The sequence below is a fragment of the Streptomyces narbonensis genome (genome assembly GCF_014649015.1).
In the GTDB taxonomy this organism is placed as follows: Bacteria; Actinomycetota; Actinomycetes; order Streptomycetales; family Streptomycetaceae; genus Streptomyces; species Streptomyces narbonensis.
Genome location: NZ_BMSF01000141.1, coordinates 1 through 648 on the forward strand (window position 1 = coordinate 1; position 648 = coordinate 648).

At 36.9% G+C, this 648-nt stretch carries 1 protein-coding gene; it reads left to right on the forward strand.

All coding sequences use genetic code 11. The annotated features are described in order from the left end of the window. The coding region (locus tag IE124_RS36370; protein WP_189514023.1) for a pyridoxal-phosphate dependent enzyme at positions 1–648 on the forward strand (648 nt) is incomplete at both ends.

Here is a 648-nt window from a genome sequence, read left to right on the forward strand (position 1 = left end):
CATACAGGGGCACATAAAATAAATAATTGTATTGGTCAAATCTTATTAGCAAAACGGTTAGGTAAAAATCGAATTATTGCAGAAACAGGTGCTGGAATGCACGGAGTTGCTACTGCAACTGTAGCGGCCAGATTTGGTATGAGGTGCGTAATTTATATGGGTTTAACTGACGTGAAGCGGCAAAAAACAAACGTTTATCGCATGAAATTATTAGGTGCTAAGGTAGTACCTGTAACTTCAGGTAAAGGGACATTAAAAGATGCTATGAATGAAGCATTAAGAGATTGGGTAAATAATATAGAAAATACATTTTATATTATAGGGACAGTTGCAGGCCCACATCCGTATCCTGTTATGGTTCGTGATTTTCAATCTATAATTGGTTATGAAGTCCGTGAAAAAATTATTAAAATTGAAGGTAAACTTCCTGATATATTAGTTGCTTGTATTGGTGGAGGATCTAATGCCTTGGGGTTATTTTATCCAATGATAAAGGAGAATGTACGGATGATAGGAGTAGAATCAGGGGGAAAGGGTATTGAAACAGGGAAACATGCAGCAAGTCTTACTGGAGGTGTCCCAGGAATTCTTCATGGTAATCGTACTTATCTTTTACGAAAACACAATGGTCAAAGTAAAGATGCTCAC